This is a genomic window from Nonomuraea sp. B1E8, from assembly GCF_039871515.1.
In the GTDB taxonomy this organism is placed as follows: Bacteria; Actinomycetota; Actinomycetes; order Streptosporangiales; family Streptosporangiaceae; genus Nonomuraea.
In genome coordinates, this window is the sequence record NZ_JBDPLS010000009.1 from 74575 (window position 1) to 95970 (window position 21396).

At 71.9% G+C, this 21396-nt stretch carries 21 protein-coding genes; 10 read left to right on the forward strand and 11 right to left on the reverse strand.

From position 1 onward, the window contains the following. Window positions 1-35: 35 nt before the first annotated feature. From ABGA98_RS27810 to ABGA98_RS27820, 3 genes are all read right to left on the reverse strand, one after another. The gene (locus ABGA98_RS27810) at window positions 36-779 is read right to left on the reverse strand and encodes a DUF427 domain-containing protein (protein ID WP_347621362.1); all 744 of its coding nucleotides are present in this window, start codon (window positions 777-779) and stop codon (window positions 36-38) included. A 75-nt stretch (window positions 780-854) separates the two neighbouring features. After that, window positions 855-1442: a hypothetical protein gene (locus tag ABGA98_RS27815; protein WP_347621363.1), complete on the reverse strand. Its 588-nt coding sequence runs from the start codon at window positions 1440-1442 to the stop codon at window positions 855-857. A gap of 94 nt (window positions 1443-1536) precedes the next feature. After that, window positions 1537-2004 (reverse strand): adenylyltransferase/cytidyltransferase family protein, encoded by a 468-nt coding sequence (locus tag ABGA98_RS27820; protein WP_347621364.1) that lies wholly within the window; start codon window positions 2002-2004, stop codon window positions 1537-1539. Window positions 2005-2184: 180 nt separating this feature from the next. Here ABGA98_RS27820 and ABGA98_RS27825 point away from each other — a divergent pair, with 180 nt between their 5' ends. Then, entirely contained in the window at window positions 2185-2646 is a 462-nt protein-coding gene (locus ABGA98_RS27825; RefSeq protein ID WP_347621365.1) for an ATP-binding protein, read from the forward strand. On the opposite strand, the gene ABGA98_RS27830 is transcribed toward ABGA98_RS27825, so the two are convergent. Beyond that, window positions 2643-3470, reverse strand: a complete 828-nt coding sequence (locus ABGA98_RS27830; RefSeq protein ID WP_347621366.1) for a methyltransferase domain-containing protein — start codon at window positions 3468-3470, stop codon at window positions 2643-2645. The genes ABGA98_RS27825 and ABGA98_RS27830 overlap by 4 nt on opposite strands. Before the next feature lie 42 nt (window positions 3471-3512). Further along, the gene (locus ABGA98_RS27835; protein ID WP_347621367.1) at window positions 3513-4502 is read right to left on the reverse strand and encodes a LuxR C-terminal-related transcriptional regulator; all 990 of its coding nucleotides are present in this window, start codon (window positions 4500-4502) and stop codon (window positions 3513-3515) included. 76 nt (window positions 4503-4578) lie between these two features. Here ABGA98_RS27835 and thrS point away from each other — a divergent pair, with 76 nt between their 5' ends. The 4 genes from thrS (at window position 4579) to ABGA98_RS27855 (ending at window position 9524) form a co-directional block, all read left to right on the forward strand. Further along, window positions 4579-5889, forward strand: coding sequence for a threonine--tRNA ligase (gene thrS / locus ABGA98_RS27840; RefSeq protein ID WP_347621650.1), 1311 nt, complete (start codon window positions 4579-4581; stop codon window positions 5887-5889). Window positions 5890-5974: 85 nt separating this feature from the next. Continuing rightward, window positions 5975-8059 (forward strand): TRAP transporter fused permease subunit, encoded by a 2085-nt coding sequence (locus ABGA98_RS27845; RefSeq protein ID WP_347621368.1) that lies wholly within the window; start codon window positions 5975-5977, stop codon window positions 8057-8059. Further along, complete coding sequence (locus tag ABGA98_RS27850) at window positions 8056-9003, forward strand: TAXI family TRAP transporter solute-binding subunit (protein WP_347621369.1); 948 nt, start codon at window positions 8056-8058, stop codon at window positions 9001-9003. Before ABGA98_RS27845 ends, ABGA98_RS27850 begins: the two co-directional genes overlap by 4 nt. A 26-nt stretch (window positions 9004-9029) precedes the next feature. Next, entirely contained in the window at window positions 9030-9524 is a 495-nt protein-coding gene (locus ABGA98_RS27855) for a DUF1850 domain-containing protein (RefSeq protein WP_347621370.1), read from the forward strand. Here the strand turns inward: ABGA98_RS27855 and ABGA98_RS27860 are convergent. Beyond that, window positions 9521-10228 carry a DUF72 domain-containing protein gene (locus tag ABGA98_RS27860; RefSeq protein WP_347621371.1) on the reverse strand — a complete coding sequence of 236 codons (708 nt, stop codon included), beginning with the start codon at window positions 10226-10228 and terminating at the stop codon, window positions 9521-9523. The two genes, ABGA98_RS27855 and ABGA98_RS27860, sit on opposite strands and share 4 nt — an antisense overlap. An 87-nt stretch (window positions 10229-10315) precedes the next feature. Between ABGA98_RS27860 and ABGA98_RS27865 the strand changes: the two genes are divergently transcribed. Next, window positions 10316-11743: a YibE/F family protein gene (locus ABGA98_RS27865; RefSeq protein ID WP_347621372.1), complete on the forward strand. Its 1428-nt coding sequence runs from the start codon at window positions 10316-10318 to the stop codon at window positions 11741-11743. A 78-nt stretch (window positions 11744-11821) separates the two neighbouring features. Here the strand turns inward: ABGA98_RS27865 and ABGA98_RS27870 are convergent, their stop codons facing one another. From ABGA98_RS27870 to ABGA98_RS27885, 4 genes are all read right to left on the reverse strand, one after another. Continuing rightward, window positions 11822-12679 carry an NAD(+)/NADH kinase gene (locus tag ABGA98_RS27870; protein ID WP_347621373.1) on the reverse strand — a complete coding sequence of 286 codons (858 nt, stop codon included), beginning with the start codon at window positions 12677-12679 and terminating at the stop codon, window positions 11822-11824. 14 nt (window positions 12680-12693) lie between these two features. Continuing rightward, window positions 12694-14016, reverse strand: a complete 1323-nt coding sequence (locus ABGA98_RS27875) for an enolase C-terminal domain-like protein (protein WP_347621374.1) — start codon at window positions 14014-14016, stop codon at window positions 12694-12696. A 14-nt stretch (window positions 14017-14030) separates the two neighbouring features. Next, window positions 14031-14945, reverse strand: a complete 915-nt coding sequence (gene kdgD, locus ABGA98_RS27880; RefSeq protein WP_347621375.1) for a 5-dehydro-4-deoxyglucarate dehydratase — start codon at window positions 14943-14945, stop codon at window positions 14031-14033. Between the two features lie 124 nt (window positions 14946-15069). Beyond that, complete coding sequence (locus ABGA98_RS27885; RefSeq protein ID WP_347621376.1) at window positions 15070-16014, reverse strand: LysR family transcriptional regulator; 945 nt, start codon at window positions 16012-16014, stop codon at window positions 15070-15072. A gap of 191 nt (window positions 16015-16205) precedes the next feature. On the opposite strand from ABGA98_RS27885, the gene ABGA98_RS27890 reads away from it, so the two are divergent. From ABGA98_RS27890 to ABGA98_RS27905, 4 genes are read left to right on the forward strand one after another with little or no spacing between them, the layout of a single operon-like run. Then, entirely contained in the window at window positions 16206-17213 is a 1008-nt protein-coding gene (locus tag ABGA98_RS27890) for a tripartite tricarboxylate transporter substrate binding protein (protein ID WP_347621377.1), read from the forward strand. 57 nt (window positions 17214-17270) lie between these two features. Then, entirely contained in the window at window positions 17271-17807 is a 537-nt protein-coding gene (locus ABGA98_RS27895; RefSeq protein WP_347621378.1) for a tripartite tricarboxylate transporter TctB family protein, read from the forward strand. A gap of 9 nt (window positions 17808-17816) precedes the next feature. Then, window positions 17817-19364, forward strand: a complete 1548-nt coding sequence (locus ABGA98_RS27900) for a tripartite tricarboxylate transporter permease (RefSeq protein WP_347621379.1) — start codon at window positions 17817-17819, stop codon at window positions 19362-19364. Further along, entirely contained in the window at window positions 19361-20671 is a 1311-nt protein-coding gene (locus tag ABGA98_RS27905) for an enolase C-terminal domain-like protein (RefSeq protein ID WP_347621380.1), read from the forward strand. Before ABGA98_RS27900 ends, ABGA98_RS27905 begins: the two co-directional genes overlap by 4 nt. Here ABGA98_RS27905 and ABGA98_RS27910 read toward each other — a convergent pair whose 3' ends face one another. Continuing rightward, window positions 20672-21388: a FadR/GntR family transcriptional regulator gene (locus ABGA98_RS27910; RefSeq protein WP_132597708.1), complete on the reverse strand. Its 717-nt coding sequence runs from the start codon at window positions 21386-21388 to the stop codon at window positions 20672-20674. Between the last annotated feature and the right edge of the window lie 8 nt (window positions 21389-21396).

Genomic DNA, 21396 nt, shown 5'->3' on the forward strand with positions numbered 1-21396 from the left:
AGCTCAGGCGGCGCCGTGCTCGCCGCACGGTCACGTCAGCCGAACTTGGTCTTGGGACGCTCCTGCAGCTCCCCGTCGAGGTAGATGTCGAGCTTCTCGTCGTAGAAGGCGATCAGCCCGGCGACCCGCTCGCTCTCGGGCAGCGGTGTCCGGTAGGACCAGGCGAGGTCCTCCTTGCCGTTGACCGACCAGTATTCGGCCGTGCCTTTGTACGGGCAGTGCGTGATCGTGGCGGTGGGTTCCAGCAGGTCGAGCCGGACGTCCGGTTTCGGAAGGTAGTAGCGGGCCGGCAGCCCCGTCTCGAAGAGGATGTGCGGGCTGCGGGAGTCGGCCACGGTCACCCCGTCCACCTCGACGCGCACGTGCCGCGAGCTCGGCAGGATGTCCACCCGGGTGTACGGGTCGCGCGGGTGGAAGAAGACCTCCTCGTCCTCCTCGAACCAGGCGTCCATGGCGTCCCACTCGAAGCGCACGTGGCCGCGGATCTCCTCCAGTGGAGAGTCCTGGTAGACCAGCGCCGCGCCGGGGGCCTCCTTGGCGCCCGCGGTGACCGTGTGCACCAGGCCGTCGCCCCTGCTCGGCGAGTGCTCGGCCGTGCCGGCCGGCTTGAGCGCCGACGCGTCGACGTCCGCCAGCGGGAAGTAGTAGGCCGGATAGTAGGGGACCTCCCACACCAGCAGGGCGGAGGCGGTGTCGGCCACCACCCGGCCGCCGAGGTAGGTCCGCACCCGTTTGGCCGTGCGCTCGACGCGTACCCGGCCGCGTTTCGTGGCATCCATGCTCGCGGCAACCGCCGCGGGCACCCCGCTATTCCGCGATCAGCCCAGTGATCAGCTCAGTGATCAGCCCAGTGATCAGCTCAGGCCGAACGCGGCCAGCGTGGCCCACGTCACCAGGGCACCCACCGCCGTGCCCGCCACCACCTGCGGCCAGGTGTGGTGCGTCAGGCGCACCCTGGCCCAGCACACCAGCGCCACCACGGCCGCGCCGGCGACCGCAGCCGGCCAGGAGGGCAGCACGTGCGCGAACACCACCACCGTGCCCGCGCAGACGGCGGCGTGGAAGGAGATCTTCCAGCGCAGCGTGATCGGCACGGTCACCGCCAGCGCGGCCAGCATCGCGGTCACGGTGGCGACGAGCAGCCTCGGCGCACCCATGAGGACCAGCAGCGCCAGCGCCACCAGCACCGCCGCCACCGCGGCCAGCAGCGGGCGCGTGCGACGGGCGCGGTCGACGATGTGGTGCGAGTCGAGCCGCCCCGAGCGCACGCCGACCGCGATCACCGCAGCCGGCACTCCCCCGCAGAACGCCGAGGCGACCAGGCCCCACGCCGCCCCGCTCCAGCCCTGCGCGAGCAGGCCCACGAGTGGCGGCATGACGATGACCAGCACCTGCGGTGCCAGCAGGTTGGTCACCTGTCTCGCCACGAGGTCACCCGTCATGACAGCCAAGATTACGCGATCATGGCGCGCGGCCCCGGCGACATGCCCGCCGGCCGGCCCGCGCGCCATGCCCGGCTGGGCGCCAGGGGCGGGGTCAGCCCTTTCCCGCCGCGTTCACGATGCGGGTGGTCGAGCGGCCGGGGATGGCGTCCATCTCCCAGCACTCCGCGCCCAGGATCGCCGCGGCGGCGGCCCGCGCGCCCGCGTGCGGGTCGCCCGCCGTGTGCGCGAGCGCGCCCGGCCGCATCGGGGCGAGCAGGTCGATGTAGTCCTCAGGCCCGTGCGCCTCGGGCGGCCCCGTCACGATGAACACCCCGGTCACGAAGCGGAGCGCGGCCAGCACCTCGGCGCGTTCCGCCGCCGGGTTGAGCGGCCTGCTGGGACCCTTCCACGCCCGCACCCGCGGATCGTCCTCGACGCCGACGACCAGCGGCAGCCCGCGCTCGGCCACCGCTCCCAGATAGCGCACATGGCCCACGTGCAGGATGTCGAAGACGCCGGTCACGACCGCCGCACCCGGCCGGTCGTACGGCCGCACCCAGACGGCATCCAGGCTGTTCACGCCACCTCCTCGCACGCTGCGCTCCCCCGTGGTCCGGACGACTCGTCGATCGCAGCGTACTCGGTCGCCGCCGGAGGCAGCGCAGGCGACCTTGGGAAAGCCCATTCCTACCTTTTCGCGATAATCTCCAGCACCCCTCTGGCGCGTCTCATAAAGTCACCGGATTTGGGGGAGGTCGCCGTGGCACCGCCGGACTCGCACCGCGTCGATGGGACCGAGGAGAGCGATCCGCCCGCCGGCCACGATCTCGTGGCCCGGCTGCCGGGAAGCCCCTCCCAGGTCTCCAGGGCCAGGAGCCTCGTGACGGACGCGCTCGGCCGCGATCATCCCCTCCACGACGACGTCGTGCTGCTGACCAGCGAGCTGGCCACGAACGCGGTGCTGCACAGCCGGTCCGGCGCCGGGGGGTCGTTCACGGTGACCGTGACGCGCTCGGACACGCTGGTGCGGGTGTTCGTGGCGGACGCCGGGTCGGATGGGCCTCCCTGCGTGTGCCGTACGAGTGCGCAGGCGACCAGCGGCCGGGGCCTGCCGTTGATCGAGGCGCTCAGCCACCGCTGGGGTTTCACCCGCGAGGCCGGGTCGACGACCGTCTGGTTCGAGCTGCTCCAGGCTCGCGTGGCCGCGGGGCTGGCCGTCTAGGCTTTTGGAACGGTCCCCCGGCTTCCCGGGACGCCGGGGCGGTAGTGCCAGACGAATTCCAGCCAGGGCGGCGCCACCGTCATGAAGTGCTGCCAGCTCCCCGGTTCGGCGTCGCGGGCGTCACCGCGGACCTCGGAGAGCAGCCTCAGCACGAAGCCCTCCCTGGTCAGGCTGTTGACGATCCGGCCCAGCGTCTGCGTGTACTCCCTGGGTTCGCGGACGACGCGGCCCGAGGGTGTGCGGTCGTAGACCCAGTCCTGGTCGGGATAGGACGTCATGGCCCCGTCGGCGTAGGGCTGCCGGAGCGTGTAGCCCTCCCCGTTCCACGACTCGTGCGTGAGCCCGGAGAAGAACGGGTTGGCGCACATCAGGTAGTAGTGGCCGCCCGTCGCGACGACTCTCGCGACCTCGCGGAAGACGATCCGGGAGTCGGGGACGAACGTCAGCGAGTACGGATGCCAGACCAGGTCGAACGAGGAGCCGCCGAAGGCCGACAGATCCCGCATGTCCCCTTGGACGGTGCGGACGCCGACGCCGTGGTGCTCGGCGGCCGAGCGGTCACGCGCGAGCTGACCCGGCGAGATGTCGAGCACCGTCACGTCCGCTCCGAGCAGGGCGAAGGCCGCGGACTGCTGCCCGCCTCCCCCCGCCAGGCAGAGCACCTTCCTGCCCGCCAGGTCGCCGGGAAGGCCCAGCCTCTCCAGGCCCAGGTAGTCGCGGGCCTTCTCCGCGTCCAGGCCGAGCATGGGGCGGGTGAACACGGCATCCGCCCGCACCAGGGCTTCCCAGCGTTTCTCGTTGTAGCGGTGGACGTCATCCTGCACGGCGATCACCCTTCCACGGCCCTCAGGGCGGTTGCCACTCCTTTACTGCCCGGACGCACCCCGCACGTCGAGGCGGCACAGGCCCTCGGCGAGGGCCTTGGTGGTCAGGCGGGTGCGGCTGTCGCAGCCCAGCTTGGCGAAGATGTGCTCCAGGTGGGTGGTGACCGTGCGGACGCTGAGCACGAGCGCGGCGGCGATCTGCGGGTTGGAGTCGCCCGCGGCCACCCTGGTGAGCACGTCCACCTCCCGGCCCGTGAGGTCGTAGGGCAGCGGGCACGGGCGCTCGGCGGCGACGGCGCCCTGCAGCGCGCCCTGGAACCCGACGCCCGCCCTGAGCAGCCGCAGCTCGTGCCATCCGCCGGCGCCGTCGAGCCAGAGCCCGTGCCTGCTCAGCTCGCGCGAGTCGATGAACGCGCGGGCGAAGGCGGCCATCGCCGGGTCGTCCCGCAGCGCGGGCGAGATCTCGCGCCCCGGCACCTCGCGCCGGGCGCCGAGCCGGTCGAAGGCGACCGCGCGGAAGTCGGCCGGCAGCCCCACCGGGTCGATCACGCACCGGGTCAGGTCGGTGACGTGGGCCAGCATGGGGCTCACGGCGGCCACGAGCGCTTTCGTACGGCGCGGGAAGTCGCCACGGGTGACCAGGTGCAGCAGCCCGGTGTAGCGGCCGCCGCCGAGGAACAGCGGCGCGGTCAGCCCGGCCCGCCACCCGTAGGGGGCCAGATGGCGCCGGAAATAGCGCTCGGTGCCCGGCTCGGGCATGCCGACCGGCGCTCTGGTGGCCAGCGCCCTGCGGTAGGCCTCCAGCCCGGCGTACTCCTCCGCCGCGTCGCGGTCGATGCGCGGGTGCCCGTCGGACACGACGCTCTGGTGCCGCCCGGTGGCGGGGTCGAACGCGACGAACTCGTAGGCGTCGAGCGGGACCACGCGGCGCAGCGCCGCCATCGCGGCGCACGCGCCGCCACCGCCCGCGACCTGGTAGCCGACCTCGGCGAACACCTGCAGCTGGCGAACGTCCAGGGTGATCTCGGCCACGGGCTCTTTATATCATTTGCCATTCCTTGGGAGTCTCGTGAAGGTTTTCTTCACCCACATCCCCGAGGCGCGCCGGATGTTATGGTCGTCGCATGCAGCGCGCTCTCGTCACGACGACGCCGGACCTCGTCCCGGCGCGCTGATTCCATGCTTCCCGGGCGAACGCCCGGGAACGCGGTCGTTCGCCCTTTCCACGCAAAGGACGATCATGAACGACCACCGCAAACTCGGCCGCGAGCTGGGCATCTTCGACACCGATCCGCTGATCGGCTCCGGCCTGCCCTGCTGGCTGCCGGCGGGCGCGGCCGTGCGCAAGGCCATCGAGGACTACGTCCACGAGCTCGAACGTCGCAACGGCTACCAGCACGTCAACTCCCCCGTGCTCGGCAAGCGCGAGCTGTACGAACGCTCGGGGCACTGGGCGCACTACGCCGACGACATGTTCCCGCCCATGAACGTGGGCGGCGAGGAGTTCGTGCTGCGGCCCAGCCTGTGCCCGCACCACGCGCTCATCTACCGCTCGCGCGGGCGCAGCCGCCGGGACCTGCCCTTCCGTCTGGCGGAGCTGGGCGGGATGTACCGCTCGGAGCTGTCCGGCGTGCTCGGCGGGCTGACCAGGGTGCGCGCCATCCAGCTCAACGACGGCCACGTCTTCTGCGCTCCCGAGCAGGCCGCCGCCGAGGTGTCGGCCTCGCTCGACCTGATCGAGGCCGCGCACGCCCAGCTCGGCATCCGGGCCGCCCGCTACCGGCTGTCGCTGCGGGGCGAGGGCGACAAGTTCGTGGACGACCCCGCCATGTGGGCGCGGGCGGAGGCGGTGCTGCGCGGGGTGCTGAAGGAGCGCGGGCGCGACCACGACGAGGAACGGGGCGAGGGCGCCTTCTACGGACCGAAGATCGACATCCAGATCACCGACCCGGCCGGCCGCGAGACCACCCTGTCCACCGTCCAGGTCGACTATTTCCAGCCGCAGCGCTTCGACCTGAGCTACGCCGGCGGCGAGCGGCCCGTCATGGTGCACCGCAGCGTCGTGGGCGGGATCGAGCGCCTGGTCGCGCACCTCGTCGAGATACACGGCGGGGCGTTCCCCTCCTGGCTGGCGCCCGTTCAGGCCGTGGTGCTGCCGCTGTCCGACGCGGAGCTGCCCGCCGCCGAGTCGGTGCTGCGGCGCTGCCTGGCCGCCGGGCTGCGGGCGGAGCTGGCGCCCGCGGGCCGGGGCAGTCTCGGGGCCAGGATCCGGGCGCACCGGCTGGTGCCGTACCAGTTGGTCGTGGGGCCGCGCGAGGCGGCGGACGGCGGGGTCGCGGTGCGGCGGCGGGACGGCAGCCAGGCCGGTGACGTGCCCGTCGAGCGGTTGGCGGCCGATTCGCGTCCCTTGTACGGATAGCGGAAACCAAAAAGGTAACGGCCCCTTCCCAGATCAAGTAAGCGGCTCGTAAAGTCCCTGCAACGCGCCCCGTCGGGAGGACGACTTGACCGAGCTGAGCGACCGTGAGGCCGACCTGGTTTCCGCGCACGAACAGGAACGCCCGGCGCGGCGGCTCGGGGGGGCCCTGCGGCTCGGCGTGTGGATCCTCGGCGGGCTGCTGTCGGTCTATGCGCTGGTGGTGGTGTTCCGGCCGGTCGAGGCGTTGCAAAACCGGATGACGTTCCTGGCCGTGGCGCTGCCGCTGGTGTTCGTCTGCTACCGCTCGGGCCTGCCGGACCACCTGCGGCGGGTGACGGAGCTGCTCCGGTCGCGGCGCCCGTCCACGGCCTCCGGCGAGCGCCCGTCCGAGGCCCCTGGCGAGCGCCCGTCCGAGGCCCCTGGCGAGCGCCCGTCCGAGGCCTCTGACGTGCGCCCGTCCGAGGCCAAGGCCGGTGCGCTGCGGTCCGAGCGGCCGAGCGTCATGGACTGGCTGCTGGCCGCGGCCTCGCTGGCCGTGCTGGTCTATCCGCTGGCCGCCCTCGACGACTTCCGCAACCGGGGCTCGGGCGCGGCGCTGACGGACCTCGACATCGTGGCCGGGCTGGCGCTGACAGTGCTGCTGCTGGAGGCGGTACGCCGGACCGTCGGCATGGCGTTGAGCATCATCTGCGTCATTTTCCTGCTTTACGCCTATTACGGGGCATATCTGCCGATCGATTGGACCATCGGTCACCGGGGGTTCGATCTCAGCCAGATCGTCTCGCAGCTCTACACCGGCACCGAAGGCTTCTTCGGCGTCCCGATGCAGGTGGCGGCGAGTTACATCATCCTGTTCACCATCTACGGCGCCGTGCTGGACTATTCGGGCGCGAGCCGGTTCTTCATCGACCTGAGCTTCGCCGCCTTCCGCAAGTCACGCTCCGCCCCCGGGCGCACCGTCGCCACCGCGGGCTTCCTGCTCGGCACCGTGTCGGGCTCGGGCGTGGCGACCACGGTCAGCCTCGGCAGCGTCGCCTGGCCGGTGCTCAGGCGGGCCGGCTACCCGAAGGAGCCGGCCGGCGGCATCCTGGCCGCGAGCGGCATCGGCGCCATCCTGTCGCCGCCCACGCTCGGCGCGGCGGCGTTCATCATCGCCGAATACCTCCGGGTCGGCTACCTCGAGGTGCTGCTGTACGCGACGATCCCGACCCTTCTCTACTACCTGGGCATCTTCCTGGCCATCGAGATCGACTCGCGCCGCTTCGGCACCCACGCCGTGCCGGTCGACGCGCCCAGGGCGGGCCGGCTGCTGCTGCGTTTCGGCTACCACTTCAGCTCGCTGATCCTCATCATCGTGCTGATGGCGCTCGACCGGTCGGCGTTCCAGGCGGTGGTGATCGCCACGGCGGTCGCGTTCGCGCTGTCGTTCCTCGACCCGCACCACCGGATGGGCCCGAAACGCGTCGGGCAGGCGCTGGCCAAGGGCGCGCTGGAGGTGCTGCCCGTGACGGCCGTGTGCGCGGCGGCGGGCATCATCGTCGGCGTCATCACCCAGACCGGCCTGGGACTCAACCTCAGCGCGATCATCGTGGACTTCGCGGCGGGCCACCTGATCCTGACGACGCTCATGTCCGCCGTCGCGGTCATGCTGCTGGGCCTGGCCGTGCCGGTGACCGCGAGCTTCATCATCGCGGCGGTCATCATCGGCCCGGCGCTCACCGCGCTCGGGGTGTCGCAGGCCGAGGCGTACATGTTCGTCTTCTACTACGCGGTGTTGTCGGAGGTGAGCCCGCCCACCGCGCTGTCGGCGGTCGCGGCGGCCGCGATCACCGGCGGCAACACGTACCGCACGATGATGATGGCCTGGCGTTACACGCTGCCGGCCTTCCTGGTGCCGTTCGCCTTCGTGCTCACGCCCAACGGGCAGGCGCTGCTCGGGCAGGGGCCGATCGGCACCGTGCTGCTGATGGCCGCCGTGTCGGCCGTCGCCGTGGCCGCTCTGGCCGTGGCGATGGGCGGCCTGTCCGGCTGGTTCGAGCGGGTGCTGGCGTCCGTGGCCGCGGTGCTGCTGCTGTTCCTCGAGCCCGTCCCCATCGTCGCCGGTCTGGCCGTGCTGGCCGTGGCCGCCGCCGTGCATCTGGTCAGAAGAAGGAGAAGGGACCCAGCGTGAAGCGGATTCTTGCGATAGTCGCAGCGACCGTCCTGACCGTGGCGGGCTGCGGCGGGGGTGCGGGCGGCGGCTCGGGCAACCGGCTGTCGATCGCCACGGGCGGCACGACGGGCGTCTACTACGTCTACGGCGGCGGCCTGGCCAAGCAGCTGTCGTCCAACATCGCCGACACCCAGGCCACCGCGTCCGTCACCTCCGCGTCGGTCGAGAACATCAAGCTCCTCGCCGGCGGCAAGGCCGACATCGGCTTCTCCCAGGCCGACACCGCGGCCGACGCGGTCAACGCCAAGGACACCTTCACCGCGAAACAGCCCATCAAGGCCATCGCCCGCATCTACGACAACTACGCCCACGTCGTGGCCGCCCCCGGCGTCGAGGCGACCAAGGTCGCCGACCTGAAGGGCAAGCGCGTCTCGCTCGGACCCGCCAACTCCGGCACCCAGGTCGTGGCCAGGCGCATCCTGGAGGCGGCCGGCATCAACCCCGACAGCGACATCACCAAACAGCAGTTGTCCATCAACGAGTCGGTGCAGGCGGCCAAGGACGGCACCATCGACGCGTTCTTCTGGGTCGGCGGCCTGCCCACGGCCGGCATCACCGACCTGGCGACGAGCAAGCCCGACATGAAGCTGCTCGACACCAGCGACGTCCTGGAGAAGATGCGTGCCACCTACGGGGAGCAGTACGTCCCGCTCGACGTGGACCTGTCCGTCTACAAGCTGTCCGGCGCCATCAAGACCGTCGGCATCGCGAACCTGCTGCTGGTGCCCGACTCGATGGACGAGCAACTCGCCTACGACATCACCAAGACCCTGTTCGCCAAGAAGGCCGAGCTGACGGCCGTGCACCCCGAGGCGGAGAAGCTCGACGTCAAGCTGGGCCAGCAGGTGGCGCCGGTCGAGCTGCACCCGGGCGCCGCCCGCTACTACAAGGAACAGGGCTGACCCGGCTGCTCCTGGCGCTCGCCCTGGTGGCGGCGCTCGGCTGCGGCGGAGGCGCCGGGCGCCTCACCGTGAACGGCCTGCCCGTCGTCGCGGGTTCCTTCGCGATCGCGTACGTGCACTCGGTCTACAAGGCTCCCTCGGCGGAGGTGTTCACCGTCGAGGGGCGCCGGTTCACCATGCGGGCGGTCGTCTCGGCGAGCGACAGCGTGCTCGACTACTACGCCCTCGACGGCACGCGCTCCCGCACCCCCGAGGGCCTGTGGGTGCTGCGCCTGGCGTCGCCCGCGACGTACGACGGGCTGTCACTGCTCACCACCTCGATCGGCCGCAGGACCCTGCTCGCGGGCGGCCGCTGCCTGCCTCTGTACCCCGCGTCCGGCGCCGCTCAGGTGCGGGTGGCGGTGCGGCTCACGAACGACGTGCGCGGCCGGGCCTGCCGGCCGCCGTACGACGGGCTGCGCGCGGCCGGGCCGCCTCCCGTTCTCGAGGACGCCGTTCCGGTAGAGACGCGTACGCACTAGCAGAGTCCGGTGAAGCGTCGCGCGTCCCGCACCGCCGCTCCCCCCAGGTCGTTGTTGAAGTAGACGTAGGCGTCCTGCCAGCCCGCCTCGCGCACCCGCCCGGCCCACGTCCTCAGCGCGACGTCTCCGTACGAGATGCCGGCCCGCCCCTGGTGCAGGCGTACGTACCCCCATCCCGCGGTGCGCCAGAACGGGCTCTGCGGCCGGCCGCGGCGATCCGCCCAGCACAGCGCGGCGCCCCGGGCGCTCAGGATGTCGCGCACCTCGCGGGTCCACCACGAGTCGTGGCGCGGCTCCACGGCCACCCTGACGTGCGCGGGGAAGCAGGCCAGGCACCGGTCGAGGCGGCCGGGATCGACCTGGAGGGTGGGCGGGAGCTGCAGCAGGATCGGCCCGAGCTTGTCCTTCAGCTCCGACGCGGCGCCCATCAGCCGCCGCACGGGCTCCTCCGGCTCGGCCAGCCGCTTGATGTGGGTGAGGAACCTGCTGGCCTTGACGGCCATCACGAAGCGCGGAGGTGTCCTGTCGCGCCAGGCGGCGAACATCTCGGGGCCGGGCAGGCGGTAGAAGGCGTTGTTGCTCTCGACCGTGGGGAACTCCGCCGCGTACGTCTCCAGCCAGAGCCGCTGCGGCACCCCCTGGGGATACAGCACGCCCCGCCAGTCCTTGTACTGCCACCCCGAGGTGCCCACCAGGCATGTCATGCCGTTGCAGCTACCCAGGCCCGCCGCGTGCAGTACCGTCCTTGTTCGTCAGGCGAGGAGGACCTTTCACCCGATGGGCGTTATCTGATGGGCGCCGGGCACGGGCACGGGCACGGCGCGTCCGCACCCCGCTCGCGGCGCACGATGATGGCGAGCCTGGCCGTCCTGGTGCCGGTGGCCGTCGTCACGCTGGCGGCCCTGCTGTGGCTCTGGCCGGACGGCCGGGCGGAGCTGAGCGGCGCGCAACCGTCGGCCGTCGAGCGGCTGGCCGGCACCGTCACCGGCGTCACGCTCAAACGTTGCCCCGCCGCCCCCGAGGGCGCGCCGCGGCCCGACCCCGCCACCTGCGGCACCGCCACGGTCAAGCTCGGTGAGGGGCGCGACGCCGGCCGTGACGTCACGCTCCGCCTGCCGGGCGGCCCGGGGGCGCAGCGCTTCGCGCCGGGCGACGGCGTGATCCTGCTGCGCGACGCCGAGGGGGCCTACCAGATCTCCGACCATGACCGGGCGACGCCGCTGTGGTTGTTCGGCGTGGCCTTCGCGGTCGCGGTGATCGCGTTCGGCCGCTGGCGCGGGGTGACGGCGCTCATCGGGCTGGCGGTCACGTTCGTGCTGCTGCTGACGTTCGTCATCCCCGGCATCCTGGAGGGCAGATCCCCGATGCTGGTGGCCATCGTCGGGGCGGCGGCGATCATGCTGACGGTGCTCTACCTCACGCACGGCTTCTCACTGCCCACGTCCATGGCCGTGCTCGGCACGCTGGCCAGCCTGGCTCTGACGGGCGCGCTGTCGTACGCGGCGCTCGGGCTCGCCCGGCTCAACGGGATCACCGACGACAGCGCGCTGACGCTGGGCATGAGCCTGTCGATCGACACGCAGGGGCTGCTGCTGGCCGGGATCATCATCGGCGCGCTGGGGGTGCTCGACGACGTCACGGTCACGCAGGCGGTGACGGTGGCCGAGCTGGCCCAGGCCAACCCGTCGTACGGCTTCGCCCGCCTCTACCAGGCGGCCGGCCGCATCGGGCGGGCCCACATCGCCTCGGTGATCAACACCATCATCCTGGCGTACGCGGGGGCGTCGCTGCCGCTGCTGCTGCTGTTCAGCATCGGGGAGCAGCCTCTGGGGCAGGTGCTGACGACGCCGGTCATCGCCCAGGAGATCGTCCGCAGCGTGGCCGGCACGCTCGGCCTCATCGCCGCCGTCCCCATCACCACGGCCCTGGCCGCCCTGGCGGCCACCCGCCACCGGGCGAACCCCGAGCAGCCCGCGTCACGCCGCCGCTCGGCCCCTGGGGACACCGCCTCGCGCCGGCGCGCCGGTCCCGAGGACCACCCGGCGGGGCCCGAGGAGCCCGCGTCGCGCCGTGGGATGAGCCCCGTGGCCACGGATCCGCGGGAGGACTTCTTCACCCCGCACCCGTCCCAGGACCGCGACGCGTCCCCCGCCCAGGAGGCGGCGCCCCGCCGGGCACCCGATCGCCCGGCCCGCCACCGCCGCCGCGCGGGCGCCTGAGAGCGGCCGGGCCGTCCCCGTCCCCGCGCCCGGGCCGCCCGAGCGCGGGGACGGGGCGTGCCCGCTCCCCGAGCCCGGTCAGTACGCCTCGGTGCTGCCGTTCACGCGCAGCTTGCGCCGGGCCCGGTCGTAGAAGGTGGTGCCCAGCCGCACCACCTGGGCCGCCCCCGGCCAGGCGGCGACCGTGACGTGGTCACCCGGGCACAGGTGCCCGACCACGGCCCCGTCGACCTCGACCGCGAGCCGCCCGCTGGTGGGCAGCACCTGGAGCGTCACCTCCTCGTCGGCCGGCAGCACCAGGGCCCGGTTGAAGGCCGAGTGGGCGGCGGAGGGCACGACGAGCACGGCCTCCACGCGGGGCGACACGATGGGCCCGCCGGCGGAGAAGCTGTAGGCGGTGGAGCCGGTGGAGGTCGCCACGATCACGGCGTCGGCGGCGAAACGCACGAAGTCGCTGCCGGCCGGGCGCACCGCGATGCTCGCCAGCCCCTCTCCGGGGATCCGTACGAGGGCGATGTCGTTGAACGCGGTCACGTCCGCGCCCCCGACCTTGCTCCTGATCGCCATGCGCGGCTCGATCGTGTAGCGGTGGTCGTCGATCGCCGACAGCGTCTCGGCCAGTTCGCTCACGTCGATCTCCGCCAGGAATCCGAGCCGCCCCACGTTGACCCCCAGGATGGGCGTGCGCCGCCCGGCGAGCAGCCGCATCGTGCGCAGCATCGTGCCGTCGCCGCCGAGCCCGACCAGCAGGTCGGACCGGTCGACGAGCGTGTCGGCGTCGACCGGCACGGCGCTGCAGTCGATGCGGCCCACCTCCTCGGGCAGACCGAGCACGGTGGCGTCGTTGCCGGCCGCCCAGCTCAGGATGGTGTCGATCGCCTTCCTTGAGTCGCGCTGGGGGTGCAGCACCAGCCCGACCGTCGTGACCATGCCCATGGGGCCACACTAGGTCAGCGGTCGAGGCAGGGGCGTTTCGGGTCGAACACCCAGTCCTTCACGAGATACCGCATGGCCACGGCGTCGTCGCGGGCGCCGAGCCCGTGGCGGAGATAGAGCTCGTGGGCCTCGGCGAGGGCCGCGCGGTCGAGCTCGACGCCGAGCCCGGGGGCGGTGGGCACGTCGACGGCGCCGTCCACGATCCGCAGCGGCCTGGTGGTGAGGGCCTGGCCGTCCTGCCAGATCCAGTGGGTGTCCAGGGCGGTGATCTCGCCCGGGGCGGCGGCTCCGACGTGCGTGAACATCGCCAGCGAGATGTCGAAGTGGTTGTTGGAGTGCGAGCCCCAGGTCAGGCCGAAGTCGTGGCAGAGCTGGGCGACCCTGACGGAGCCGGACATGGTCCAGAAGTGCGGGTCGGCGAGCGGGATGTCGACGGCGTTCGCGCGTACGGCGTGCGCCATCTCCCGCCAGTCGGTGGCGATCATGTTCGTGGCGGTGCGCAGGCCGGTGGCACGCCGGAACTCCGCCATCGTCTCCCGGCCGGAGAAGCGGCCTTCGGCCCCGCACGGGTCCTCGGCGTAGGCGAGCACGCCGCCGAGCCCAGCGCACAGCCGGACGGCGTCGGCCAGCAACCAGCCGCCGTTGGGGTCGACGGTGATCCGCGCTCCGGGGAACCTGCCGGCCAGCGCCCTGACCGTCTCGATCTCCTCCGCGCCGGGCAGCACCCCGCCCTTGAGCTTGAAGTCGGCGAACCCGTAGCGCTCCTGGGCCGCCTCGGCCAGCGCGACCACCGCGTCCGGGGTCAGGGCCTCGCGGCGGCGCAGCCGCGACCAGGCGTCGTCGCCGCCGTCATCGACGCGGTAGGGCAGGTCGGTCCTGCCCGGGTCGCCGACGTAGAAGAGGTAGCCCAGCATCGGCACCCGGTCGCGCTGCTGCCCGTCGCCGAGCAGCTCCGCCACCGGGACGCCGAGGTGCTGGCCGTGCAGGTCGAGCAGGCTGGACTCCAGCCCGGTGACCGCGTGCACCGTGGTGCGCAGGTCGAAGGTCTGCGCGCCCCGCCCTCCGGCGTCCCGGTCGGCGAACCGGGCGGCCACCGAACGCAGCAGGCTGCGGTGGCGCGCCACGGGCTGGCCGGCCAGCAGCGCCGCCGCCTCCTCGACGGTGCGGCGGATCGCCTCGCCGCCCGGCACCTCGCCGAGGCCCGTACGCCCGTCGGAATCGGTCGTGATGACGACGTTGCGGGTGAAGAACGGTCCGTGGGCGCCGCTGAGGTTGAGCAGCATGCTGTCGTACCCGGCCACCGGGACGACCTCGACGCTTCGGATGGTGGGAGACACCGGCGGGGACCCTCTCAGCTGATCTTGTTGACGAGGGCGGTCAGCTCGGCGAGCTCGTCCTCCGTGAGGTTCTGCAGCGGCGGCCGCACGGGCCCGCCATGGCGTCCCGCGGCGGTCAGCCCGGCCTTGATGATGGACACGGCGTACCCCTTCTGGCGGTCGCGGATGTCCAGGTAGGGGACCACGAACTCCCTGATGCGGCGGTAGACCGCCTCCCGGTCCTGGGCGCGGACGTCGGCGTAGAAGTCGAGCGCGTACTGCGGGACGAAGTTGAAGATGGCCGAGGAGTACGTGCTCATGCCGAGCTGGAGCAGCGGCAGCGCGAAGGTCTCCGCGGTCGGGAGGCCGCCGATGTAGGCCAGGCGGTCACCGACGCCGGCGTAGATGCGGGCGAGGTTCTCGATGTTGCCGACGCCGTCCTTGAAGCCGACGAGGGTCTCGTTCCTGTCGGCCAGGATCTCGACGGAACGGTCGGTCAGGACGGCGTTGGCGCGGCTGTAGACGACCACGCCGAGCCCTGTGCTGCGGCAGACCGCGCTGACGTGCTCGATCAGACCGGCCTGACCGGCCTCCGTGAGGTAGGGGGGCATGAGCAGCAGCCCGTCGGCGCCCGCGGCCTCGGCGGCCTGGGCCTGCGCGACGGCGTTGGCGGTGCCGCCGGTGGCGGGGGCCACGACCGGCAGCCTGCCGCCGACCTCGTCGACCGCCGCGCGGACCACCTGGTCGATCTCGGCGGAGGTCAGCGAGAAACCTTCGCCGGTGCCCCCGGCGGTGAACAGACCTGCCACGGGGAAGCTGCTCAGCCAGGCGAGGTGCTCGCGGTAGCGTGCCTCGTCGAACTGGAGGTCCTCGGTGAAGTGGGTGACGGGGAAGGACAGCAGGCCGCTTTTGAGCTGGGTCGCGAGCTCTTGCGGGGTGAAGCTGGGCATGGCGGTCCTTTGCTTTGCATGCGGCAGTGGGATCCCCCGTGCGCCGCAGGTCAGGTCTGTTGCCGCCAGGCTAGAGAGCAGGAGCGATTCCTGTCCAAGTGCATTTTCGTATCCGGCGATGCCATCAGGGCATCGAAGACCGGTCCGGGAGCGAGGCGCCCAGGTCGGGCAGCAGGTCGAGCACGCGCCAGAGCGCGGGGTTGGTCGAGTCGCGGTCCCAGATCACGTGCAGCTCGACCGGCTCGCCCGTGGCGTTCTCGTCGCTCTCCAGCGGATCTCCGCCGCCGCGCGCCAGCTCGCAGAAGGTGACGCCGTCCACGCCGAGCGAGCGCGCGCTGGCGGGCGCCAGCGCGACGCCGCGGCCGGCCGCCACGAGGAGCACCGCGGTGAGGATCTGGTGCACCTGCTGTTCGATCCTGGGGTGGGCGTTGGTGAGGAAGTGCACGGTGAGCTCGTGGAAGTAACGCGACTGCACCGGGTTGTAGCTGATCACCGGCAGGCCGTCGAAGTCGTCGGGGACGAGCGGCCGGCCGAGAGCGGCGAGCGGATGCCCGAGGGGCAGCACGGCGCACAGCGGCTCGCGGAAGACGACCCGCGAGTCGAGCGTGGCGATGTCGAACGGCGGGCGCGCGAGCCCCAGGTCCAGCTCGCCGCGGAGCAGGCCGTCGACCTGCCCGGCGGTGACCCGTTCGTGCAGGATGACGTCGATCTCGGGCAGCTGCTCGGCCAGCCGCCGCAGCAGCGCGCCCAGCATGCTGATCGCCGAGACGGCCGTGAAGCCGAGCCGCACGGTGCCGGCGGCGCCGCTGGCGATCCTGCGGGCGCGGTCGCCCGCGGTGTCGGCGAGCGTGAGCATGCGCCGCGCGTCGTCCAGGAAGGAGCGGCCGGCGTCGGTAAGGACCACGCGCCGGTTGTCGCGTTCCAGCAGGGTCACGCCGACGACCCGCTCCAGCTTCTGGATGTGGCGGCTGAGCGGGGGTTGGGTCATGCGCAGCCGATCAGCGGCCCGGCCGAAGTGGAGCTCCTCGGCGACTGCCACGAATGCCCGAATCTGATCAAGTGTTAGCATGATGCGGAAAGAGTATCACTTAATACCGAATTGAGCCTGGACAGGCATCGAAGCTGGTCCCTAGTCTCCGGAGACTACAGAGAACGGAACAGAACCCCATTCGACGTCCGTCCGAATCCCCGCTTCACCGCACCCCACGCCCACCCCACGCGCACCCCACGCGGGGCATCGCCCGCACGAAGGAGAAGTCCATGCCGGCATCCCGGACAGCCCCCCGCCGCGTTCTCGCGGGAGTCCTCGGCACCGTCGCCGCCATCGCGCTGACCGCGTGCGGTGGGGTCAAGACGACCTCCACCGGCGGTGACGGCGGCGAATATCCGTCGGGCAACATCGAGTTCAGCGTCGGCGCCTCGCCGGGCGGCTCGACCGACCTCATCACCCGGGCGCTGGCCCAGGGCATGGCCAAGGAGCTCGGCGTCTCCGCGCCGGTGCTCAACAAGCCGGGCGCCAACGGCGCGCTCAACGCCAAGGAGCTGCAGTCGGCCGCCCCCGACGGCTACAAGATCGCCGTACAGAACGCCTCGCTCTTCACCATCACGCCGCTCACGGTGTCGCCCGCCGAGGCCACGAAGATCGACTCGTTCGACGTCATCACCGGCGTCTCGCGCGACGACTACGTCATGGCGACCAACCCCAAGTCCGGTTACACGTCGATCAAGGACATGAAGAAGGCGGGCAAGACGATCCGCTACGGCACGACCGGCGTGGGAACGGGCGCCCAGCTGGCCTCCGCGCTGACCTTCAAGTCGGCCGGCGTCGAGGCCACGGCGGTGCCCTTCGACGGCGGCGCCCCCGCGCTGACCGCCCTGCTCGGCAACCAGGTCGACGTCTCCACCATGCAGATCGGCGAGGCGATCGAGAACGTCAAGGCGGGCAAGCTCGTGCCGCTCGCGGTCTTCTCCAAGGAACGCATCCCCTACATGCCCGACGTGCCGACGGCCACGGAGCAGGGCTTCGACGTGCAGGTGACGCAGTACCGCTTCCTCACCGCGCCCAAGGGCACGCCGCAGGACGTCAAGACGAAGCTGCTCGACGCGGCCAAGAAGACGTTCGCCACGCCGGAGTACAAGAAGTTCAACGAGCAGAACTCGCTCACTCCGATGGAGGTCACCCCCGAAGAGGTCCTCAGCTCCCTGCAGAGCGACACCGCCACCTACAAGAAGCAGCTGGACGAGTTCGGGGTCAGCCTGGCCGGCTGACCGAGGTCCCGGCAGGCCGCCCCCACCCGCTCGTCCGCCCGCCACCAAGGAGTGTGCATGTCCATGCCCGACCCCGCCAGGTCGCCCGATCCGCTCGACGACGTCGCCGTCGAGACCGAGCGGCTCCAGGCCGAGCTGGACGAGTCACGGCCGCCGCACGCGGGACCTGTCTCGCAGACGGCGGCGGCCCTGGCAGGACTCGGCGCCGGGATCTTCGGCGCGGTCGGATCGTACGCGCTCGGGCTCGGCAGCCTCACCCAGCCGGGCCCCGGCCTGTGGCCGTTCGCCATCAGCGTCGTCATCGTCGTGCTGTCCGCGGCGCTCGCCGCCGCGGGCCGCCGCCTGGAGGACGCCGAGCGGTTCTCGAAGGCGAGCCTGCTCACCCTGGTCGCGCTGGTGACGCTCGTGCTGCTCGCCGCGCTCCTCCCCCTGATCGGCTTCGAGATCCCGTCGCTGCTGCTGATGTTCGTCTGGCTGCGGTGGCTGGGCAAGGAGTCGTGGGTGTCGTCCATCGTGATCAGCGTCTGCACCGTGGCCGCGTTCTACGTGCTCTTCGTCCTGCTGCTGCAGGTCCCGCTCCCGCGCCTCATCTGAGAAAGTCACATGGACCTCACCCCGATTCTCAACGGCTTCGGCGTCGTCCTGGAGCCGGCCAACCTGCTCTACTGCTTCGCCGGCGTCATCATCGGCATGCTCATCGGCGTGCTCCCCGGGCTCGGCCCCGGCGCGACGATCGCCATCCTGCTGCCCCTCACGTACGGCATCGGGCCCGTTCCGGCGATCATCATGCTGGCGGGCATCTTCTACGGCGCCCAGTACGGCGGGACCATCACCTCCGTGCTGCTGCGCCTGCCCGGCGAGGCGTCCTCGGTGGTGACCGTCTTCGACGGCTTCGCGCTGGCCAAACAGGGCAAAGCCGGCACCGCGCTCGGCATCGCGGCCATCGGCTCCTTCATCGGGGGCACCGTCTCGATCCTCGGCCTGACGCTGCTGGCCCCGGTCGTCGCCGGCTTCGCGCTCGACTTCGGGCCCCCGGAGTACGCGGCGCTGGGCGTGCTCGGCGTCCTGCTGATCTCGTCGGTGGGCAACGGCCACAAGCTCAAGGCCATCATCGCCGCCTGCGTCGGGCTGCTGCTCGCGACCGTGGGCCGCGACACCTTCACGGGCGCCGAGCGCTTCACCTTCGACAGCCTCAACCTGGCCGAGGGCATCGACTTCGTGCCGCTCGCCATGGGCCTGTTCGGGCTCAGCGAGATCCTCTACAACATCGAGGAACGCCACAACCAGGTCCACTCCCCCGCCAAGGTCGGCAACGTCTGGCCGTCCCGCAAGGACCTCGGCCAGTCCAAGGGCGCGATCGGGCGGGGCTCGCTCATCGGCTTCTTCCTCGGCGTGCTGCCCGGCGGCGGCGCGACGCTGTCCTCCCTGGCCGCGTACGCGTTCGAGAAGCGGCGCGCGAAGCGGCCCGAGCGCTTCGGCAGGGGCGCCGTCGAGGGCGTGGCCGCGCCGGAGACCGCCAACAACGCCGCCGCCACCTCGTCGTTCATCCCGCTGCTGACCCTCGGCATCCCGGCCAACGCCACGATGGCCCTCATCTTCGGCGCGCTGCTCATCCAGGGCATCCAGCCGGGCCCGCAGCTCGTCGCCCAGCACCCCGACGTCTTCTGGGGCGTCATCAACTCGATGTACATCGGCAACATCCTGCTGCTCATCATGAGCATCCCCATGGTCGGCGTCTTCGTGCGGATCCTGCGGGTCCGGCCCGCGATCCTGGCGCCGATCACGGTGCTCATCACGCTGCTCGGCGCGTACACGGTGAACAACCAGGTCTACGACATCTTCCTGGTGATCGTCTTCGGCCTGCTCGGCTACCTGATGAAGAAGCTCGGCTTCGAGCCGGGGCCGCTCGTGCTGGCGTTCGTGCTCGGTTCGATGATCGAGAACTCCTCGCGGCAGTCGTTGCTCATCTTCGGCGGCGACCCGACCGGCTTCTTCACCCGCCCGATCTCGGGCACGGTGCTCGCGCTGGTCGTGCTGGTCGCCGTCCTGCCCCTGATCCGCCCCCTGATCAGCAAGGCCGTGCGCCGCCGCAAGCCCGCCGGGGAACCGGCCGGGCGCGCGGACGACCCCGTGGAGGAGAACACGCAATGACCACCAGCGCCGGACACCGGCCCACGCCGGGCGGAGACGCCGCCACGGGCGGCCGGGTCAGCCGGGTCTCCGTCACCCCCGTCGCCTTCCGCGACCCGCCGCTGCTCAACGTCGTCGGCGTGCACCAGCCGTTCGTGCTGCGCGCCATCGTCCAGGTGCACACGGACGCCGGGCTGGTCGGGCTCGGGGAGACGTACGCCGACCAGGCTCACCTCCAGCGCCTCGAAGCCGTCGCCGCCGCCCTTCCCGGCCTCGACGCGTTCGACCTCAACGGGCTGCGCCGCGTGGTCGTGACGGCGCTGGGCGCGTCCACCGGCGGCGCGGGAGCCAGCTTCGGCGGCATGCTCGACCTGTCGAGCGCGGTCGACACCGTGGCGGCGCCGTTCGAGGTGGCCCTGCTGGACGTGCAGGGCAGGGCGCTCGGCCGCCCGGTCAGCGACCTGCTCGGCGGCGCCGTACGCGAGCGCGTGCCGTACTCGGCGTACCTGTTCTACAAGTGGGCCGGCCACCCGGGCCGGGACGACGACCTGTGGGGCGAGGGCCGCACGCCCGAGCAGATGGTCGCCCAGGCGCGGCGCATGGTCGACGACTACGGTTTCGGCGCGATCAAGCTCAAAGGCGGTGTGTACGAGCCCCGCCACGAGATCGAGACCGTGGAGGCGCTGGCCGCGGCCTTCCCCGGGCATGCCCTGCGCATCGACCCCAACGGCGCCTGGACCGTCGGGACCTCGGTCGAGGTCGCGGGCCGGCTCTCCGGCGTGCTCGAATATCTTGAGGACCCCACGCCGGGCATCGACGGCATGGCGGCCGTCGCCCGGCGCAGCGACCTGCCGCTCGCGACCAACATGTGTGTCATCGCCTTCGAGCATCTCCGGCCCGCCGTCGCCGCCGGCGCCGTGCAGGTCGTGTTGTCGGACCATCACCTGTGGGGCGGCCTGCGGCGCTCGGCGCTGCTGGGCGGCATCTGCGAGACGTTCGGCATGGGCCTGTCGATGCACTCCAACTCACATCTCGGCGTGAGCCTGGCGGCGATGACGCACCTGGCCGCCGCGACCCCCAACCTCACCTACGCCTGCGACACGCACTACCCGTGGAAGTCCGAGGAGGTCATCCGGCCTGGGGTGCTGGAGTTCCGCGACGGGAGCGTGGCCGTGCCGACCGGGCCGGGCCTCGGCGTGGAGCTGGACGAGGACGCGCTCGCGGCCCTGCACGAGCAGTACGTCACGTGCGGGCAGCGCGGCCGCGAGGACACCACGTACATGCGGACGGTCGTGCCTGACTTCACGCCCAACACGGCCCGCTGGTAGCTAGGGCGCCTGGAGCCGGGCGCGCGAGTTGGACAGGTGCAGCCGCATCGCGGCCCGCGCCGCCGCCGCGTCCTGGTCGGCGACGGCGCGGTAGACGTTCTCGTGTTCGAGCGTCACCCGGGTGAGGTGGGTGGCGTCGGAGACCGTGTAGCCGTGCGCCAGGCGCGTGCGCGGCAACATGATCATCATGGGGCCGAGCGAGGCGAGCAGGTCGGAGTAGAACCGGTTGCCGGAGGCCAGCGCGACCTTGAGGTGGAACCGGAAGTCGGCCTCGACGGCGTGGCCGGGGTGCCGGTCGGAGCTCCCGAGATCGACGAGGGCGCGTTCGATGGCCTTGAGCTGCAGGTCGGTGCGGCGCTCCGCGGCCAGCCCCGCCGACTCGGACTCGACCCCGATGCGGAAGTCGATCATGTCGAGGACGTCGCGGTGCGTGCGGACCCGCGAGGCCTCCACGGAGAACGGCGCGGGGGCGGGCAGGTCGAGCACGAACGAGCCGCGGCCCTGGAAGGTCTCGACGAGCCCCGCCGCCTGCAGCCGCGAGATGGCCTCGCGGACCACCGTGCGGCTCACGCCGAACTCCTCGACCAGCGAGGACTCGGTCGGCAACTTCTGGCCGGGGGCGATCTCGCCGGCCAGAATGCGGGCCTTCAGCCGTTCGACGAGCTCGTGGGCGAGGCCACGCCCGGTGTCGCGATCGAGCTTTCTGTCCGGCGGCACGGATGACA

Bases quoted from the DNA above. Each gene is read 5' to 3' on its own strand.
- ABGA98_RS27810 (WP_347621362.1), bottom strand. From the start codon at position 779: ATGGATGCCACGAAACGCGGCCGGGTACGCGTCGAGCGCACGGCCAAA.
- ABGA98_RS27815 (WP_347621363.1), bottom strand. From the start codon at position 1,442: ATGACGGGTGACCTCGTGGCGAGACAGGTGACCAACCTGCTGGCACCG.
- thrS (WP_347621650.1), top strand. From the start codon at position 4,579: ATGTTATGGTCGTCGCATGCAGCGCGCTCTCGTCACGACGACGCCGGA.
- ABGA98_RS27860 (WP_347621371.1), bottom strand. From the start codon at position 10,228: ATGACATGCCTGGTGGGCACCTCGGGGTGGCAGTACAAGGACTGGCGG.
- ABGA98_RS27865 (WP_347621372.1), top strand. From the start codon at position 10,316: ATGGGCGCCGGGCACGGGCACGGGCACGGCGCGTCCGCACCCCGCTCG.
- ABGA98_RS27870 (WP_347621373.1), bottom strand. From the start codon at position 12,679: ATGGGCATGGTCACGACGGTCGGGCTGGTGCTGCACCCCCAGCGCGAC.
- kdgD (WP_347621375.1), bottom strand. From the start codon at position 14,945: ATGCCCAGCTTCACCCCGCAAGAGCTCGCGACCCAGCTCAAAAGCGGC.
- ABGA98_RS27885 (WP_347621376.1), bottom strand. From the start codon at position 16,014: ATGCTAACACTTGATCAGATTCGGGCATTCGTGGCAGTCGCCGAGGAG.
- ABGA98_RS27890 (WP_347621377.1), top strand. From the start codon at position 16,206: ATGCCGGCATCCCGGACAGCCCCCCGCCGCGTTCTCGCGGGAGTCCTC.
- ABGA98_RS27895 (WP_347621378.1), top strand. From the start codon at position 17,271: ATGTCCATGCCCGACCCCGCCAGGTCGCCCGATCCGCTCGACGACGTC.
- ABGA98_RS27900 (WP_347621379.1), top strand. From the start codon at position 17,817: ATGGACCTCACCCCGATTCTCAACGGCTTCGGCGTCGTCCTGGAGCCG.
- ABGA98_RS27905 (WP_347621380.1), top strand. From the start codon at position 19,361: ATGACCACCAGCGCCGGACACCGGCCCACGCCGGGCGGAGACGCCGCC.